Raw genomic sequence first — 17,618 nt, 5'->3', positions numbered from 1 at the left:
TCTATCTCTTATAATATACTCTGATTGGTTATATAGCTTAATGGAGGGGTCAAGGACAGGCATTATACGATTAGTTCCGGAAATCACCTCGCAAGCAGTATTGATGCTTCTGTAAGCATACACCCACTATACCTGGCAGAGAATTGCCGCTCACGAGATGAGGCATGCTCTTGGTCTTAAGCATTATCCAGGTTCACTTATGGATGAATCGATCTGTGGCCAGACAACTACAACCATTACTACGGATAATATTGCTGGCATTCGTTCAATTTACTAAGGGAGGACAAATTAAATGTGGAAGGTAAAAATAGTAACTATTCTTTCTCTACTTCTATTGATAACCAGCGCTTGTGGCAAAAACGAGCATGATGGAGGACCAAGTTCTTTAGTAAAGTCTTACACCTCAATGGAGGAACTAACCTCTGAAGCCGAAGTTATTGCCGAGGTAAAAGTAGACAGTCAGGAAACTATTACTCAACTTAATGTCCCTTTCACAATATCATTAGTAACGATAAAGTCGACAATTAAGGGTGCTTTTAAAGAAGGGGACAAAATAAAGATAATCGAAACAGGAGGAGACTTTATTCCTGTTGATAATACTGGAAAGAAATTAAAAGAAACAAGAATGAAATTTAATGGGATTGATGTTCTTAATAAGCATGATCATGCTGTTCTTTTTTTACAAGAATTTGTTGGTCCACAAGTTGAGGGAGCATATGTTCCAATAGGAGTGTATCAAGGTAAATTCAAGGTAGTTAACGAAATGTTAATCCAACAGGCACCCGAATCCGAGAAAATAAAAGACTATAAACCTCTCCGTATTGATTCTTTTAAAGAGAAAGTAAATAAAGAACTACATGAAAAATAATAAGAAATCACTGGTTGTTTGACGCCTCTCTATTTAGCGGAGATAAGAGCTTTTATGAGTCAATGAAACGGCAACTAATACAACTGACAATAGCCTAATCCCCTTTATACAATGCCAGGGGATTAGGCTATTTTAACATTTAAAAACTACGTTGATTTTTTATTCAACTGCCAAAACACTCCATTAGGTCACTTGATGGTTTCCCTCCGACACCTCTATACTAACACAGGGATTGGCTACAGTAAGTTGGACAGATAAATTGAGGGCTAAAAGAATGAGCAAAACAGACAAGGGGCAAAACTACAATGCAGCAAGTAGGCGCACGTTTACAGCTGAATTTAAGAGTCAGATGGTTCAACTTTACGAGTGCGGTAAATCACTTGGGACGGGATTTTTTTTTACAGGAATAATTCGTTAGTTAAACCGCCGCTGCCTCAAACTCTCATAAAGCAAAACGGTTGCCGCCATTGCGACGTTCAGCGATTCGGCTTGTCCCGTCATCGGAATGATGACCGCTTCGTCCATAAGCTCGCGAACGGCCGGAGATAATCCCTCCGATTCGCTTCCCATAAGCAGCCATGTTCCCTGCGTCCAGTCGTAGCCATAACAGGTATGCTTCGCTTGCAAGCTAGTGCCGACAAGCTTCATGCCTTTTGCTTTCGCCTGAGGAATAAGCTCCTTCAGGTCTGCTTCGATAATAGGCAAATGGAAGATGGAGCCCATCGTGGAGCGTACGGTCTTCAGGTTATATAGATCGACGCAGCCTTTGCCAAATATGACCGCATCCGCGCCAACCGCGTCGGCACTGCGAATAATCGTGCCTGCATTGCCCGGATCACGGACCCCGTCCAATACCACGACAAGGCCGCTTTTGCGGAATAAAGCAGATTGATCCGCTGAAAGCTTGGACACTATCGCGAATACAGGAGGCGGGGTATCCGTTCCCGTGCATTTTGACATGACTTGTCGTGAAGCCTGTACCCATTCGAGCCCGAGCGTTGCGGGAGAATCGTTCGTTTCCCGCTCCACTGCAAGCTCTGCAGGAATGCCTCGCTCCGTATCATATACAATTGTCAGTACCTTCGCTTGCCCGTGAAGCGCCTCGAGAACGAGATGAACCCCTTCAATTAGGAACTGGCCGCTCCGATCGCGGTTTTTCTTATCCAGCAGCGAAGCCCACTGTTTAACCTTGTCATTCTGAACCGATGAGAGCAATGGATCGAAGTTTTCATTCATAATGTCATTAACCTTCCGAATATGCGATTTCTAAATTCGTTAAATCCGAGTTTTTCCCAACAATAACCAAAATATCGTCCTTATCGATTAAATCATCCGCATAAGGAGCGATATTCATATGAGAGCCTTTTTTGATTGCCATGACGTTGCATTTATATTTAGCCCGAATATCAAGCTGCTTCAAGCTTTGTCCAATCATCGGAGCCGGAGCCTTAATCTCAATGATGCTGTAATCGTCAGAGATCTCAATATAATCGAGGATGTTCGGCGATACCAAATGATGGGCGACACGCAGCCCCATATCCCGCTCAGGGAATACGACCTTATCCGCGCCTATTTTGTTGACGACCTTCCCATGCAGCTCATTCTGTGCCTTAACGATTAGTGTTTTTACGCCAAGATCCTTTAGAATAAGCGTCGTTAGAATGCTGGATTGAATGTCCTGCCCAATGGCAACGACAACAACATCGAAATTCCGGATGCCAAGCGCTCGAAGCGCTTCCTCGTCCGTTGAATCTGCGGATACCGCATGCGTTACCGTATTCACAACCTCTTGGATGCGCTGCTCATTCGAGTCGATCGCAAGCACCTCGAAGCCCATATCCGTCAATGCCTTTGCAACGCTTGATCCGAAACGCCCCATTCCAATTACCGCGTACTGCTTTTTAGCCATCTTACCAAATCCTCCTTGCCGGATGATTGCTGCAGTTATCTTGTCAGTATACCATAGCATGCTTCTTCGGATGAAAGCGGCAAGCGATGGACATAGTATATAAGTAAATTCGAATGTGCCAGGAGGTTATTAAGTATGGAAGTTATTGATTTGCGCCAAGCCATAGTACGGCGCGTACAGGACAATTCAGCCAAGGAATTATCCGAGGTTATTGAAGATTCAATTGGAGCCGATGAGCGTGCATTGCCTGGGCTTGGGGTTCTGTTCGAAATGATTTGGCAGCAATCCTCAGAGCCGGATCAGGGTAGAATGGTCGACTCTCTTTATAAGCATCTTCATCACAGCGAGCATGCCAATCCGTCTCAATAACGTACGGAAGAGCGATATACGCATTGCCCGCCAATGATCGTATCCGTGACAAAAGGCAAGCCTTCATAATGATCGACAATAACAACATCAGCCGCTTTGCCAACCTCGATAGAGCCAAGCTCACCGTCCACGCCCAGCGCTTGTGCCGGATGTAGAGATGCCATTCTCACTGCGGCTGGCAAAGCGGCAACTTCCTGCTCCGCAAGCTTGAATATAGCAGCAAGCATGGACGAGGGATGATAATCCGAGCATAAAATATCCGCAGCACCGGCTGCTATCGCATCCACTGCCTTCAGATTTTTGTCATGCGACGCTCCTCTAACGACGTTCGGAGCGCCAACGCACACTCGCAATCCGCGCGCTGTTGCAAATTTCGCCGTTTCAAGATTGATCGGAAACTCACAGACAGACACACCGTAATCGATGGACTGTTCTACCTTCTCCACCGAATCGTCATCATGTGAAGCAATCGCAATGCCTTGTGCGGCGGCCAGTCGGCTAAGCTCCTGCAATAGCGAAGCGTTAACCTGTTCTCTTCGATGAATTAAATCATCCACGATGACACGTACTTCCTCTTGGCTTACGCCTTGGTTCTTCATGACATACCGCTCAAAAGAGCCAGGCTCCCTATACTGTCCCTGACCAGGCGAGTGATCCATAAACGATAAATAATCGATTGCTTTCTCTTTTAGAAATCGTTCGACAATCGGCATGCCAGCCATATGAGAAACCTCAAACCGCAGATGAATACGGTTGCGGATGACTGAACGCTTACCACGGTAGTCATTCATATGCTCAACCATTCCCGTAAGCAAATGATCGCCGCGCAGGCTCAGTCCTACGCCGAGCGAAAGTGAGTGATACATCGTTGTAATGCCATGCACGGGCAGCTTTCTTTCGAACTCCAGCAATGCCATATTAAGCGGGAACAATGTATTAGGCCGCGGCTGCACTTCCTTTTCGATCGCGTCGCAATGAATATCGATTAATCCGGGTAGTACATATTTCCCTTCCGCATCTATTATGGCGGCGCTACTATGCTGTCGAAGCCAGCTGTCAACAGCTTCTTCGCCTTGCAGCAACCTATCGATTCTCCCACCTACAACCGCTACGGCTGTATCGGCGACCTGATCTGGCAATACCACTTTTCCATTTGCAACGAGCAGTGGCTTTATATTGGCAAGCAAGCGATCTTCCATCGGCCGGTCGTCTCCTTATCCTTTTGTTATACCCTCAAGCTTACCATATTTCGTCGATTCCATTCACTCGTTTTCGATAAGCAATCCCAATAAATCGCATCATTTGTACGGACATAGCAAAAAGCCTAGACGTAGTCGCCTAGGCTACTTCGCAGCCAGCCGTCAACAAGCTCACGGTTGAATCAGCTATTCTTCTTTCGGTATGAATGTATAAATGTCTCCCGTTTCAAGAGAATCAATCAATCGATCAAGCCATTTGTAATACTTCAGCGCTTCATCGATTTTCTCCTTATCGCTCCCCAGCACGTCAAGAAAAGCTTGATCTTCCGCATATTGCTGCCCCAATGCTTCATTTTCCTTCAATGAACGGTTTAAGGCACTCATATTTTGCTCGACTGCTTTTCTCCACTTAATAGAGAAATAATCCGTGAAATTCTGATGCCAATTCGGTTCAACTTCGTACAAATCTTTGCGTGAGCCCTTGCCCCATACTTTATTTATCATTTTCAAGTCATGCAGCGTTCGCATGCCTGTGCTCATCGATGTCTTGCTCATCCCCATCGTATGGCTCATATCGTCTAGCGTAACCGGCTCACGGTTGAAATACATATTTCCATATAGATGACCAATAGATAATGTTATGCCGTACAAGTCCATATTTTTCCCGATTGATTCGATGACGCGGCGGCGCGTGTTGTTCAGCTTCATGAGCTGCTCTTCGTTTAATGCTGCAAGTTCATTCATGTCGTTCCTCCTGAGGAGTGTCGTGCCCCCTATCATGCCTACATTGATTATTGTAATCAAAGGGCTGTCCATCTGTAAAGAAACCGTTTGGGATGAAAAAGGGAGTTATATCGAGCATACTGTACGTAAAGTACGTAAAGTTATAACTGTACGAAGTATACGCAGGCTCACGCCTTTTGACCATAGCAAAGATAACCAACTAAACTTATGGGAGTCGAAATATTCCACAAGGGGGCACAACATGGCGATTATAGAAGCCAAGAGGCTAACCAAGATTTTCGGAGCCGATCCGAAAAAGGCGATCCCGCTGCTGGATAAAGGATGGTCTAAAGAAAAGATTTTTGCAGACACGAAGCTTACGGTTGGGGTTAACCAAGCAAGCTTCTCCATTGAAGAAGGACAAATATTTGTCATCATGGGCTTGTCCGGCAGCGGCAAGTCGACGCTTGTTCGTCTTCTTAACCGATTGATTGAGCCTACGATTGGCCAAGTATTATTTAACGGAACGGATGTCCTGAAGATGAATCCGGAGCAGCTTCGCAATTTTAGAAGGAAAAACGTCGGCATGGTGTTTCAGAAGTTCGCGCTGTTCCCGCATCGTACCGTCATTCAGAACATCGAGTATGGGCTTGAGGTACAGGGCATCGACAAAAAGAAACGTAAAGAGATGGCGATGAATTCGCTTGAACTCGTCGGATTAAAAGGCTGGGAGAACAGTTACCCGGATCAGCTAAGCGGCGGCATGCAGCAGCGTGTAGGGCTGGCAAGAGGACTTGCCAATGACCCTGACGTTCTTCTTATGGATGAAGCCTTCAGCGCGCTTGATCCGCTTATTCGGAAGGATATGCAGGATGAGCTGCTTGAACTCCAGTCCAAAATGAAAAAAACGATCGTTTTTATCACGCATGACCTTAATGAGGCACTGCGGATTGGCGATCAGATCGCTTTGATGAAAGATGGAAGCATCGTACAAATCGGTTCGCCCGAAGAAATATTAATGCAGCCAGCCAACAAATATGTAGAACGCTTCGTTGAAGACGTCGATTTGTCCAAAGTGCTGACCGCTTCACATGTCATGATCAAGCCAGAGACGATCACGATTGAGAAAGGTCCGCGCGTCGCACTGCAGTTTATGCGTGACCGCGGCGTATCAAGCTTATATGTCGTGGACAAAGGCATGCGGCTGCTCGGCGTAATTACGGCAGAGGATGCGGCAAATGCTATTAAAAACGGATCGAGGCTTGAAGAAGCAATGGAACGGGAAGCGCCATTCGCAACGCCTGATACGATGCTTAATGATTTGTTCGAATTAATGAGCCTATCCAAGTTTCCCGTATCCATTATCGATGATAATGGCCGGCTTAAGGGCATTGTCATCAAAGGCGCGGTTCTGGCCGCATTGTCAGGAAATTCAGGGTTAGAGGCAGGTGCTCGTCATGAATCTGCCTAAAATCCCGTTAGCTGATTGGATTGAATCGCTGGAAGCTTGGCTGGAAGCCCATTTTGACCCGTTTTTCAAATTCATTCGCATGATTGTAGGCGAAACCGTCAATGGGCTGGATACGGCGCTTAATTGGTTCCCGGCACTTGTTCTTATCCTGCTGTTTACAATAATAGCCTGGTCTATCGGTAAGTGGAGAATGGCCTTATTTACGCTAATTGGCTTGCTCATTATCGAAAACCTCGGTTTATGGAGCCAAACGATGCAGACGCTCGCGCTCGTCTTGACCTCGGCCTTCATCTCGGTTCTGATTGGCGTTCCAGTCGGAATCTTATGCGCCAGGTATGGCAGCTTTCAAAAAATCGTTACGCCGCTGCTTGATTTCATGCAGACGATGCCTGCGTTCGTATATTTGCTCCCAGCTGTCACCTTCTTCTCGTTAGGCGTAGTTCCTGGCGTTATCTCTTCTATTATATTCGCGATACCGCCTACGATCAGACTGACGAATCTTGGCATTCGCCAAGTACCGGAAGAGCTCGTGGAAGCGGCTGATGCCTTTGGTTCAACGCCTCTACAGAAGCTCATCAAGCTTCAGCTTCCGATTGCAATGCCGACGATAATGGCCGGTATCAATCAGACCATCATGCTCTCTCTGTCGATGGTCGTCATTGCTTCCATGATTGGCGCTCAAGGCGTTGGCGCTTATGTCTACCGCGCTGTTACGCAGGGCAATACCGGCGTAGGCTTTGAGGCCGGCCTTGCTATCGTTATTTTGGCCATCATATTGGACCGCTTGACGCAGCAGGTTATCCGCAAAAGCAAATCTGTTTAACATCTTGCAGAATAACAACCATGTATCAAGGATATGCCATGCAGAAATTTAAGGAGTGATTTTTTGAAATTCAATCGTATAAGTATAATTGCAGCAGCTGTTCTGGTAATCGCATTAGTAGCAGGCTGCTCCGCCTCGAACGGCAGCAGCAAGAAAAAAGTAACACTGGCTTATGTCGCATGGGATTCGGAAATCGCCAGCACCTATGTCGTAAAAGAAGTGTTGGAACAAAAATTGAATTATGAGGTTGAGCTGATGCAGGTAGACGCTGGACCGATGTGGGCCGGCATTTCCGACGGGAGCGCCGATGCTATGGTAGCTGCTTGGCTGCCTACGACTCATGCTTCATATGTTTCCAAATATAATGGCAAATATGAGGACCTCGGGCCAAACCTTGAGGGTACCAAAATCGGACTTGTCGTACCAAAGTACATGGACATCAACAGCATCGATGAACTAAATGACGCAGTAGGCGATACTGTTGACCATACCATCATCGGCATCGAGCCCGGCGCTGGAATCATGATGTCTACGGAGAAAGTACTTGATTCTTATAAGCTCCGCGACAAATGGACGCTTCTGGAGAGTTCATCGGCAGCGATGACGCAACAGCTCGAGAAGGCATATGCAAACAAAGAGCCGATAGTCGTCACGGGCTGGACGCCTCACTGGATGTTCGCCAAGATGGAGCTTAAATATTTGGAGGATCCCCAAAACGTATACGGCGGGGACGAGCAGATTCATACGATTGCCCGCAAAGGATTAAAGGAGGATCAACCGGAAGCCTTCACATTCCTCGACCAGTTTAACTGGACGCCAGATGATATGGCAGCGGTTATGATTCAAATCCAAGAAGGCGAAACGCCGGAAGCTGCAGCCAAAGCATGGGTTGAACAGAACACGAGCAAAGTAGATGCTTGGGTCGCCGAATAATATGAAAGAAGCAGGGCGAATTCCGCCCTGCTTTTTCTTATTATGCTTGCCCGCTGCGTCTTGGACAGCTTCATCGGCGACAAACATCATTTTAAATATTCATCAGTTATCAATCACAGCTAAAAGAAGCATCTGGCAAGGAGACGATCCTCCCTTCCAAATGCTTCTTTACTATTAATCCAAGCAGTACGGCTGCAAGCCCAGCGGCAATGGGGCCGGACGCTCGCAGGTGCTCTTCATTACGTAGTGGACGCCTTGCTCTGAAGCGTCGTGGAAGCCATGCATCGCTTCCAGCACGTGATAAGCAAGCTCGCCGTTCGCACGATGCTTACGGCCGGTTTGAATCGCCTTCGCCATGTCGGCTGCACCAACGCCGCGCGCATTTTCCGTATAGCCATAAGCTAGCGGGATGCTGGACCATTCATTTGCGCCAGCGCGCCATAGCTTGATTTCGCCGCTGAAGCTGTTCGGATCGGGTACGAGCAGCGTTCCGGTGCTGCCATACACCTCAATGCGCGGAAGGGTGGAGCCGCCTTTAACGTCGAAGCTCGTTAACAGCGTTCCAATCTGTCCCGAGGCAAAGTCCATTACGCCAGCGATATGCGTCGGAACCTCTACCTGAACCTGCTGGCCGTATTTGGGCTTGCTCGTAATCGTACGCTCCGGAAATGATATGCGGGCAGAGCCCGTGACACGAGTAATCGGTCCAAGCAGCGCGACAAGCGCAGTCAAATAATAGGGTCCCATATCGAACATCGGACCGCCGCCTTTTTGATAATAAAACTCTGGCGACGGATGCCAGGATTCGTGTCCGCCTCCGACCATGAAAGCGGTAGCCCCGATCGGAGTTCCGATCCAGCCGTCTTCGAGCAGCTTAATGCTCGTCTGAATGCCGCCGCCGAGGAAGGTGTCAGGCGCGCTTCCGACCAACAGCCCTTTTCTCGCTGCGAGATCCAGCACCTCCTGCGCTTCTTCACGTGTGACCGCGAACGGCTTCTCCACATAGACATGCTTACCGGCTTCCAATGCTCTCAAGCATACGGAGGCATGGGCTTGTGGAATCGTTAAGTTAATAATCAATTGAATCTCGGGATCTGCCAGCAAATCCTCGACCGAGCAGCCGCGAACGCCAAACTCCTCGCCTCGCGCAATGGCCCGTTCCACATCCAAATCCGCGCAAGCCACTACTTGAAGCGCGTCGAAGCGATTTCCGTTTTCAAAATAAATGCCGCTAATATTGCCAGTTCCGATAATGCCCGCTTTAATTTTTTCCATTGTCGCCCGTCCCTCGTCCCATATCCTAGTTTTTAATCACTTTTACTTACAGCTGGTTATCTGCCATGCCGCTGTATGCGGCTGAGGCGGTTCCCGCCTCAAGCGCTCTAGCCTTGCCTTCCGCGCACCAAAGGAATCCGCGGCGCATAAGCTCCTTCACGGTAGGAATTTCAATAATATTCGCCTGGTGCCCAAGCGAGTTGTAATACACGCGTCCCACGCCCCAACGCTTCGTCCATGCAACTGGCATATCGACAGCCTTGTTGAGTGAATGCGGCCCAGGCGAAAGCGGGAAGCGCGTTGTCGCCAGCACCTCTACCGCAGGATCCACATGCAAATAATATTGCTCGGAGCTGACCGTGAAATCGTCGATGCCGTCAGTAAGCGGGCTCGATGAGTTATTGATATTCACGGTATATTCCACTCCGTCATTGCCTGGATGTGCAACCCATTGGCCGCCCGTCATGAACTGCCAATCCACATTCTCGCGGAACGCGTCGCACATGCCTCCGTGACAGCCTGCCAATCCTACCCCGCTTTGGACAGCAGCGGAGACGTTATCGACCAGCTGCTGTTCAATCCGTGCCATCGTCCATACAGGAACGATGAGATCAAGCCCTTTTAACTTCTCGGCATCAGAGAATGCTTCCAGCGTATCTGAAACTTCAACTTCAAAATCCTCGGCAACGAGCACCCCGCGGAAAATTTCAGCGACCTCTTTCGGCTGATGGCCATCCCAGCCGCCCCATACGATTAATGCTTTTTTCATCGAATTCGCCCTGCCTCTCACTTTGATTTCTTCCACTTTATCATTCCATGCTAAGCTAGCTCACTAATTGAAACCCAGCGCCGCTCGGCAATCGAGCGATCAACCGCCTCAAGCACCTCCTGGCATTTCACGCCGTCTACGAAGTTCGGCACAGGCTGACGGTCCTCGGCAAAGGCTTGCATCAGCTCATGCATTTCATGCGTGAACGTATGCTCATAGCCAATCGTATGACCGGCAGGCCACCATGCATCCATGTAAGCATGTGAAGGATCCGTAGCCAGCACCCGCCTGAACCCTTGCACGTCCTCCGCATCGTCTGTGAAATAAACCTGAAGCTCGTTCATCCGTTCGAAATCAAACTTAATACTGCCTTTGCTGCCATTGATTTCGAAGGCATTCGTACAGCGATGGCCTGCCGCAAAGCGCGTCGCCTCGAAGCTGCCGAGCGCGCCGCCGGCAAAACGAGTCATGAATACGGTCGCGTCATCAACGGTAACCGGTCCGCGTGGTCCGTCCTCGCTACCTTTTGCGCTAAGTCCGGTCATTGTCGATGCAATAGGGCGTTCCTTCACGAACGTCTCACTCATGCCAATAACCTCGTCAAACTCGCCGACTAGGAATCGTGCCATGTCGATCAGATGCGCTCCTAAATCTCCATGCGAGCCAGAGCCGGCAATTTCCTTCTGAAGTCGCCAAACGAGCGGGAAGTTCGGATCGATAATCCAATCCTGCAGAAATACGGCGCGGAAATGATAAATCTCTCCAAGACGCCCATCGGAAACGAGTTTCTTGGCAAGCTGCACAGCTGGCGCAAACCGGTAGTTGAAGCCAACCATATGCTTCACGCCGGCCTTCTCTGCCGCTTCCAGCATTTCGCGGGAATCCTCGAGTGTTAGCGCAAGCGGCTTCTCGCAGAAAATATGTTTGCCGGCCTCGGCCGCAGCCAGCGCGATTGCCTTATGCGCATCGCTTGGCGCATTAATATCGATCAAATCGATGTCATCCCGCTTAACAAGCTCCTTCCAATCCGTTTCGGAGCTTTGCCAGCCGAATTGTGTCTTTGCTTGCTCTAATCCCTGCGGATCGCGGCCGCATATCGCCGTCATCTCCGGCTTGATCGAATCCGGGAAAAACATCGGGAGCGCGCGGTATGCATTGCTGTGCGCCTTGCCCATAAATTTATAACCAACCATGCCAACTCTTACTTTATCCATAATCTACCGCCTCTCTTATGCGTAAACGGGTTCCGCAGACGTATGCCGCAATACCCGTTTCGCGATTGTACCAAGGTTTGAAGCCCCTTGCTCTATTTACGCAACTTACCCTTTACTCATAAATTGAAGTTTCTCTAATGACTAACTGTACTGGCAGTAAGCTGTCAGCAGTGTCCTCATCTTCACTTGTATGTGTGTGGTCAAGCAGCCTTGCAGCTGCCAGCTTGCCCATCTCGTAAAAGGGCACCGCAACGGTCGTAAGCTGAGGACTTATGATGCTCGAGCCGTCTGAATCATCGTATCCGACCATTGCATATTGCTTTCCAGCTTCTAAACCGCTCTCCCGTAAACCTTGCATTAATCCAATCGCCATTCGGTCGTTGGCCGCGAATATGGCATCCACGCTTCCTGACTTAATATGCAAAGCAAGCCGCTCAGCCAGCTCATAACCGCTTTTCCTACTGTAATTTCCGACGTAGACCAGCTCTTGGTCATAACGAATATCAGCTTTACCCAGCGCCTTCTTGTAACCCTCAAGCCTGTCCGTACTATTCGAGTATTGCAGCGGTCCGTTGATGAAAGCAATGCTGCGGCAGCCCTGCTCAAGCAAATGACGGACAGCTTCCATGCTGCCGGACACATGATCCGCATCCACAGTAGCATAGGCAGCTTCGTCATATCGCTGGTTAACCAGGCAGAAGGGATAATCCCCCGCTTTAAGCTCAGCCAGCGCCGCACGTTCTTCCGGCACGTCCTGCGAACCAAGCACGACGCAAGCATCAATCTTTTGCGTTCGGAATAGATTCGCGTAATCCCTCGCGCCGTCCTGCTCCCTGAAGATGAGCAGCAGGTCGTAGCCGCAGCGCTTTGCCGTTTCGCCAATCCCGCTTAATATCTCCGAGAAATAATAGGTGGAGAACAGGCGAACCTTTGGCATAAATGGCAGAATAACGCCGATATTCCCGCTTTTCCGTCTAGCGAATTGCTGCGCCAGCGCATTCGGTACATAACCGACAGCAGCTGCAGCCTGCAGCACCCGCTCCCTGGTCTCCTCCTTAAGGGGGCCGACATTGTTTAACACCCTAGACACGGTCGCCTCGGAGACACCTGCCAGCTTCGCTACTTCTTTCCTGCTAATGATCGAATGCCTCCTGATATGACTGATGTAGTGCATCAATACAAAGTTGTCTTTACTCTAATGGTGACTGCATAATGTTTGACGTAAACACGCATTATTCCTTATTCAAGGACATGATCCAACCGCTCAAAACCAAAAAATTCAATCGTTCAACAATTAATGTACACGCGTACATTATTGCATGAAAACGTTTCATCGTCAATGCTCTATTTGGTACAAATTCGCAGCACCTTATCGTTTAGCAGAAAGGAGCTGTCTCAAAGCCGATTTTGAAAAATGCTGTACTCGCTTGTTAAGCGATTTCGGGTTAAAAAAAACCTTCAGCGCCACTTTCATAGTGGTGTTGAAGGCTCATTGGTGCATGTTACGGATTTGGCCGACTGCTTTGCTTCCCCTATTGGGACAGTCTCTTTATACTGACCGTGTTACTACTTCGCGATCTCGATAATCCAATCAAATACGGCGGACAGCGCATTCGCTTCCTCGCTCATATTCATCCGATCCACATAAGCAGCCCGGTTCGTGTACAAGCGATCAACGCTCTCTGCCAGCGTCACTGCGGTCAGCTTCTCTTCATAAAGAATATCGGCGTAGCCCGATTTCTCGAACGACTGCGCGTTCAGAATTTGGTCACCGCGGCTTTGCTCCTTGGTCAGCGGAATGAGCAGCATCGGTTTTTTCAGAGAGAGAAACTCGAAGATGGAGTTGGACCCTGCGCGTGAAATGACCAGATCGGTCATCGCCAGCACATCTGGCAGCTGCTCGTTCACATACTCAAATTGCTTATAGCCAGGCATCGTAAGCGAGGGGTCAACTTGATTTTTTCCGCATAAATGTACGATCTGATATTGCTTAGTAAGAGCCGATAACGACTGCCTGACCGCCGTATTGATCTTCCGCGCCCCTAGGCTGCCGCCCATAATAAGAATAACGGGCTTGCTTCTCGTAAAGCCGCAGAAGGCTCTGCCGCGATCTGCATTTCCTTGCTTTACCTCCTCACGGATGACAGCCCCGACATGCCTGCTTTTATCAGCCTTCAGCATGCCTCCCGTTTCAGGGAAGGTCGTACATACGCCAGTGGCAAACGGGATTGAAATCCGGTTTGCCAGTCCCGGCGTTAAATCGGATTCGTGAATAAGCAGAGGTACCTTGTTCAGCCATGCGCCAAGCACAACTGGCACTGACACAAAGCCGCCTTTGGAGAAAATAACATTCGGTTTGTTCTTCTTAATAAGCCGGTACGCCTGAAAGAGCCCCTTCACAACCTTGAAAGGGTCCTTAATATTTTGCATATCGATGTACCTTCTGAGCTTGCCGGTCGAAATAGGGAAATATTTGACCTCCGGAATCGTTGCGATAAGCTGCCGTTCAATACCGCTCTCCGATCCGATATATTGAACTGACCAGCCCTCTTCCAAAAACCGCGGGATCAAGGCCAAATTAACGGTAACGTGTCCGGCTGAGCCTCCCCCGGTGAACATGATTGTTTTCATGAATGACTAGCCACCTATCGTTTTTTATCCATCTATTATACGGGCAAACCTGTTTTTTAGCACTGCATTTCCTTTAATTGAATGCAAAAGAAAAAGCATCCCCGGCCTCCTGCGCTGCTGCGAGGGTAGGCTGGGGATGCTGCCGGCTACTTGCAACCGAATGCTTAAGGCGCCGTTTCCAAAAACTTTGATGTCGGATTCTTGTCGATAGCGGTACGCATCGCATACTCATTTTCGAACAAGACGACGTAATTGCCCTTTTTATCTTTCACAAGCGTCGTATTGATACGGAATTTGCCGGGATCAATATTGTCATCCACGATCCAGCGCGCGAATTGGAACTGCATGCGGTGCAGTTGAATATCAACGCCGTATTCCGCCTTCATCCGATGCTCGAATACCTCGAACTGCAAATGACCGACCACGCCGAGAATCGTCTCGTCGAAGTTGCCTGTGGAATGGAACACCTGAATTGTGCCCTCTTCCGTCAGCTGGTCAATGCCTTTCTGATACTGCTTATGCTTAAGCGCATTTTTGACGGTGACTTTGGCAAATATCTCGGGGGAAAACGTCGGCAGTTCATCGAATACAACTTCTCCGCCTTGGGATAAAGAATCGCCGATTCGGAATATGCCTGGGTCGAACAAACCGATAATGTCGCCTGGGTATGCCGTATCTACGATATCGCGATCCTGTGCGAGAAATTGCTGCGGCTGCGCCAGCTTGATATCCTTGCCGTTGCGAACATGGCGTACGCTCATGCCTCTTTCGAACTTGCCGGAGCAAATGCGCAAGAAAGCGATCCGATCGCGATGCGCTGGATTCATATTCGCTTGAATTTTGAACACATAGCCGGTGAACTTCTCATTCGTCGGGTCCACCTGTCCAGTCGTGCTGTTGCGTGAGGTCGGCTTAGGCGCCAGCTGCAGGAAGTTCTCAAGAAACGTCTGTACGCCGAAGTTGTTAACCGCGCTTCCGAAGAACACCGGTGTCAGCTCGCCCGCCTGCACTTTCTCGAAGTCGAATTGATCGCCTGCAACATCGAGCAGCTCCAGGTCGCCAATCAACTGGTCCGTCAAATAATCACCAGCCATCTCGCGGATCAATGGATCATTATAATCGCTGACCGAACGCACTTCAATCGTTGTATGGTCATTGCCTTGGAACAGCTCTACTTGGGTCTTCATCCGGTCGTACACGCCGCATAGCTCGCGGCCCATGCCGATCGGCCAGTTCATTGGTACTGCACGGATGCCCAGCACCCGCTCCAGCTCCTCCATTAGTTCAAAGGGGCTTTGGCCTTCACGGTCTAGCTTGTTGATAAAAGTAAATATCGGAATGCCGCGCTTGCGGCAAACTTGGAACAGCTTGATCGTTTGTGCCTCTACGCCTTTGGCCACGTCAATAAGCATAACGGCACTGTCGGCTGCAGTAAGCGTACGGTACGTGTCTTCACTGAAATCTTGGTGACCTGGCGTATCAAGAATATTGACGCGGTGATCCAGATAATCGAACTGCATTACGCTCGACGTTACGGAAATTCCCCGCTGTTTCTCGATCTCCATCCAGTCGGACGTGGCGTGCCGGCTCGCTTTGCGCGCCTTGACTGACCCAGCAAGCCGAATGGCTCCTCCGAATAGGAGGAGCTTCTCAGTTAGGGTTGTTTTCCCTGCATCAGGGTGAGAGATAATCGCGAACGTACGCCGCTTATCTACTTCCTGTTTGATTTCTTCGCTTAACGATTTGCTCATGCTTGACTTCCCTTCATTACGTAAGGTATGCGGGCAGCGGTTATTTGCCGCTGTTCGAAACCCAAATAACTTTATCTTCCTCTTGTCCGTTAACCGGCCACCAATGGAAACCGTCTTCTCCGAGCATTTGGTTGGCTGCATCCGGACCCCATGATCCTGCCGGGTACTGCTTCAGATCGCCTTTGTCCTCGCGCCATGCCTGTGCGATGCGGTCAACGAATGCCCAAGCCTGGGATACTTCATCCCAACGTGTGAAATAGGTTGAATCTCCGCGTACTGCATCATGGATAAGACGCTCATAAGCTTCTGGCGTATTCAAGCCGACCTGGCAGCTCTGGCAGAATTCCATCGCTACCGGCTGTACGGAATTGTTCTCGCCCGGTGTTTTTGCATTTACTTTAATATATATGCCCTCAAGCGGATTTACGCGAATCACGAGCAGGTTCGGAGCGAGATCATGACGCTGCGCGAACAAGACGTTCTGCGGCATCGATTTGAATTCAATGACGATTTCCGTTGTTTTGACTGGAAGACGCTTGCCTGTCCGAATATAGAACGGCACGCCAGCCCAGCGGAAATTATCCACAAATACTTTAGCAGCGAAATAAGTTTCAGTCGTTGAATCCTCGCCGACCGAATCCTCTTGACGATAGCCGGGAAGATCCTTCCCGTGATGGCTGCCTTCGCTGTATTGCCCGCGAACAACATTCTCACGCACTTCATCGCTGGACTTATAGTTGCGCAGGGAGCGAAGAACCTTTACCTTCTCGTCGCGGATATCTTCTCCGTGCAAGCGGCTTGGCGGCTCCATGGCGATCATCGTCAGCATTTGCAGCATATGGTTCTGGCCCATGTCCCGCAAAGCGCCTGACTTATCATAATAACCGCCGCGATCCTCTACGCCCACTGTTTCCGATAGGGTAATTTGAACATTGGCAATATGGTTATTATTCCACAAAGGCTCAAAAAATGCATTTGCAAAACGAATGACTTGAATGTTTTGCACCATTTCCTTGCCGAGGTAATGGTCGATCCGATAAATTTCTTCCTCTTTGAACACTTGGTTAATCTGTTCGTTCAACTTCTGCGCGGATGGCAAATCGTAGCCGAAAGGCTTCTCGATGACGACACGGTGCCAGCCCTTCGATTCAAGCAGCCCGCCGTCGCGCAGATTGAATGAAACCGGCCCGAAAAGCGAAGGCGCCAGCGCCAAGTAAAAGAGACGGTTGCCTGGAATGTCGAACTTGGCATCAAGCTGCTCGGACAATTTGCTAAGCTCCTTGAAGCCTTCCACATCGTTGATATCCAGCGACATGTATACGAAATGTTCGGCAAAACGGTTCCAAAGCTCAGCATCGTCCGCTTTATATCGGCAAAATTCTACGATTGATTCGTATAGGTCAGCACGGAACTGCTCATTTGTGCGAGGACGTCTTGCAAGGCCAACTACGGCAAAGTTCTCCGAAAGCTTGCCTTCTTTATATAAACTGAAAAGGGCTGGGAATAGCTTGCGCCGAGCCAAATCGCCCGTTGCTCCGAACAGATAGTAAACAGAGCCCTCTGCGGAGACGGATTCAAGAGTATTCGTATATGTCATTTGCCTCATTCTTTCCCTATGTATTTTATACAGCTTCACATGTTATGTAGTTTAGCATATCCAACTATAATTCGCTATTCAACTTA

The 17,618-nt window shown here is 49.0% G+C and carries 17 protein-coding genes; 6 read left to right on the top strand and 11 right to left on the bottom strand.

What is annotated here, in order from left to right; translation table 11 throughout:
- The first annotated feature begins 142 nt into the window (after positions 1 to 142).
- Together FHS16_RS32705 and FHS16_RS24120 are read left to right on the top strand one after the other, a co-directional pair.
- Complete coding sequence (locus FHS16_RS32705; protein ID WP_376769701.1) at positions 143 to 277, top strand: matrixin family metalloprotease; 135 nt, start codon at positions 143 to 145, stop codon at positions 275 to 277.
- 15 nt (positions 278 to 292) lie between these two features.
- Positions 293 to 868, top strand: a complete 576-nt coding sequence (locus FHS16_RS24120; RefSeq protein ID WP_183568961.1) for a hypothetical protein — start codon at positions 293 to 295, stop codon at positions 866 to 868.
- Positions 869 to 1,282: 414 nt separating this feature from the next.
- On the opposite strand, the gene FHS16_RS24115 is transcribed toward FHS16_RS24120, so the two are convergent.
- Positions 1,283 to 2,104, bottom strand: coding sequence for a TrmH family RNA methyltransferase (locus FHS16_RS24115; RefSeq protein ID WP_183568959.1), 822 nt, complete (start codon positions 2,102 to 2,104; stop codon positions 1,283 to 1,285).
- 7 nt (positions 2,105 to 2,111) lie between these two features.
- A complete protein-coding gene (locus FHS16_RS24110) occupies positions 2,112 to 2,837 on the bottom strand; it encodes a potassium channel family protein (protein ID WP_221226466.1) in 726 nt (241 codons plus the stop codon).
- A 75-nt stretch (positions 2,838 to 2,912) separates the two neighbouring features.
- Between FHS16_RS24110 and sspI the strand changes: the two genes are divergently transcribed.
- On the top strand, positions 2,913 to 3,146 hold the full coding sequence (gene sspI, locus FHS16_RS24105) for a small acid-soluble spore protein SspI (protein WP_183568956.1): 234 nt from the start codon (positions 2,913 to 2,915) through the stop codon (positions 3,144 to 3,146).
- On the opposite strand, the gene FHS16_RS24100 is transcribed toward sspI, so the two are convergent.
- Complete coding sequence (locus FHS16_RS24100; protein WP_183568954.1) at positions 3,140 to 4,345, bottom strand: alpha-D-ribose 1-methylphosphonate 5-triphosphate diphosphatase; 1,206 nt, start codon at positions 4,343 to 4,345, stop codon at positions 3,140 to 3,142. The two genes, sspI and FHS16_RS24100, sit on opposite strands and share 7 nt — an antisense overlap.
- Positions 4,346 to 4,531: 186 nt before the next feature.
- On the bottom strand, positions 4,532 to 5,089 hold the full coding sequence (locus FHS16_RS24095) for a GbsR/MarR family transcriptional regulator (protein WP_183568952.1): 558 nt from the start codon (positions 5,087 to 5,089) through the stop codon (positions 4,532 to 4,534).
- A gap of 241 nt (positions 5,090 to 5,330) precedes the next feature.
- Here FHS16_RS24095 and FHS16_RS24090 point away from each other — a divergent pair, with 241 nt between their 5' ends.
- From FHS16_RS24090 to FHS16_RS24080, 3 genes are all read left to right on the top strand, one after another.
- Positions 5,331 to 6,539: a quaternary amine ABC transporter ATP-binding protein gene (locus FHS16_RS24090; protein WP_183568950.1), complete on the top strand. Its 1,209-nt coding sequence runs from the start codon at positions 5,331 to 5,333 to the stop codon at positions 6,537 to 6,539.
- Complete coding sequence (locus tag FHS16_RS24085; protein ID WP_183568948.1) at positions 6,526 to 7,362, top strand: ABC transporter permease; 837 nt, start codon at positions 6,526 to 6,528, stop codon at positions 7,360 to 7,362. The genes FHS16_RS24090 and FHS16_RS24085 overlap by 14 nt, the downstream gene beginning before the upstream one ends.
- A gap of 63 nt (positions 7,363 to 7,425) precedes the next feature.
- The gene (locus tag FHS16_RS24080) at positions 7,426 to 8,295 is read left to right on the top strand and encodes a glycine betaine ABC transporter substrate-binding protein (protein ID WP_246431930.1); all 870 of its coding nucleotides are present in this window, start codon (positions 7,426 to 7,428) and stop codon (positions 8,293 to 8,295) included.
- 174 nt (positions 8,296 to 8,469) lie between these two features.
- Here the strand turns inward: FHS16_RS24080 and FHS16_RS24075 are convergent, their stop codons facing one another.
- The 7 genes from FHS16_RS24075 to zwf form a co-directional block, all read right to left on the bottom strand.
- On the bottom strand, positions 8,470 to 9,570 hold the full coding sequence (locus tag FHS16_RS24075; RefSeq protein WP_183568944.1) for a Gfo/Idh/MocA family protein: 1,101 nt from the start codon (positions 9,568 to 9,570) through the stop codon (positions 8,470 to 8,472).
- A 46-nt stretch (positions 9,571 to 9,616) separates the two neighbouring features.
- Entirely contained in the window at positions 9,617 to 10,339 is a 723-nt protein-coding gene (locus FHS16_RS24070; RefSeq protein WP_183568942.1) for a ThuA domain-containing protein, read from the bottom strand.
- 50 nt (positions 10,340 to 10,389) lie between these two features.
- Entirely contained in the window at positions 10,390 to 11,553 is a 1,164-nt protein-coding gene (locus tag FHS16_RS24065; protein WP_183568941.1) for a Gfo/Idh/MocA family protein, read from the bottom strand.
- Between the two features lie 112 nt (positions 11,554 to 11,665).
- Complete coding sequence (locus FHS16_RS24060; RefSeq protein ID WP_183568938.1) at positions 11,666 to 12,727, bottom strand: LacI family DNA-binding transcriptional regulator; 1,062 nt, start codon at positions 12,725 to 12,727, stop codon at positions 11,666 to 11,668.
- Positions 12,728 to 13,119: 392 nt separating this feature from the next.
- Positions 13,120 to 14,184: an undecaprenyldiphospho-muramoylpentapeptide beta-N-acetylglucosaminyltransferase gene (gene murG, locus FHS16_RS24055; protein ID WP_183568936.1), complete on the bottom strand. Its 1,065-nt coding sequence runs from the start codon at positions 14,182 to 14,184 to the stop codon at positions 13,120 to 13,122.
- Positions 14,185 to 14,348: 164 nt separating this feature from the next.
- The gene (locus FHS16_RS24050) at positions 14,349 to 15,935 is read right to left on the bottom strand and encodes a peptide chain release factor 3 (protein WP_183568934.1); all 1,587 of its coding nucleotides are present in this window, start codon (positions 15,933 to 15,935) and stop codon (positions 14,349 to 14,351) included.
- Positions 15,936 to 15,975: 40 nt separating this feature from the next.
- Entirely contained in the window at positions 15,976 to 17,532 is a 1,557-nt protein-coding gene (zwf, locus tag FHS16_RS24045) for a glucose-6-phosphate dehydrogenase (protein WP_183568932.1), read from the bottom strand.
- Positions 17,533 to 17,618 lie beyond the last annotated feature (86 nt).

Origin of the sequence: Paenibacillus endophyticus, from assembly GCF_014192395.1 — a bacterium.
Classification (GTDB): domain Bacteria; phylum Bacillota; class Bacilli; order Paenibacillales; family Paenibacillaceae; genus Pristimantibacillus; species Pristimantibacillus endophyticus.
Note: the sequence above shows the minus strand (reverse complement) of the source record. Positions and strands in the feature narration are given on the sequence as shown.